The following is a 644-nucleotide window of genomic DNA, read 5'->3' as shown; positions in this document are numbered from 1 at the left end:
GGCTTCACCGAAGTGTGGACGGGACCGTTCGGGCGGGGCCGCGAGCATGTGAGCTGGGAGGCCGGCTACACGGTTGGCCGCGACGCCGGCCAGCTGGTGCTGTCGGCGCCGACGGCGGTGTTCGAGGGCAACATCCTGGCCGATGTCGTCACCGGCACGCGCCAGCGGCAGGCGCGCCCGGACGGCACCACCGACGGCTACAAGCTCGGGCAGACGCAGGTGGCCAAGGCGGGCCAGCTGCTTGTCGGCAGCTATGGGGCGCAGGGGCGGCTCGACGCGCACAACTCCGCGATCGTCATCGGCGACATCACCGGCATCACGAAGGGGCTCGACACCAGCGCCGCGCTGCCATCCACGCGCAACGGCACCTTGTGGTTCGATGCCGGACATCTCAACGCGCAGAAGCTGGGCGGGCTCGACCTTGCCACGCGCGGCAAGATCAGCATCGAGCGTGACCTCACGCTCGCCGATGGCGGCTCCCTCAACCTCGTCGCGCCTGTCGTCGACTTCAAGGCCAACGTCACCGCCAAAAGCGGAAGCGTCAGCGCAACGAACGTGTTTCGCTCGCCCGCGGTCGGCGCCGTCCCTGTTATCTTGACTTCCGCCAACACTGCGCGGGTCACGCTGCATGCCGGCGCCAGGCT

General features: G+C 69.3%; 1 protein-coding gene. It reads left to right on the top strand.

The genetic code is table 11. The annotated features are described in order from the left end of the window. Positions 1 to 644 (top strand): hypothetical protein (locus G3A47_RS22885; protein WP_166926587.1); only part of this gene is annotated, 644 nt, incomplete at both ends.

The sequence above is a fragment of the Flavobacterium poyangense genome (assembly GCF_011751075.1).
GTDB classification, from domain to species: Bacteria; Bacteroidota; Bacteroidia; order Flavobacteriales; family Flavobacteriaceae; genus Flavobacterium; species Flavobacterium poyangense.
This window is presented reverse-complemented; position numbering and strand designations above follow the sequence as displayed.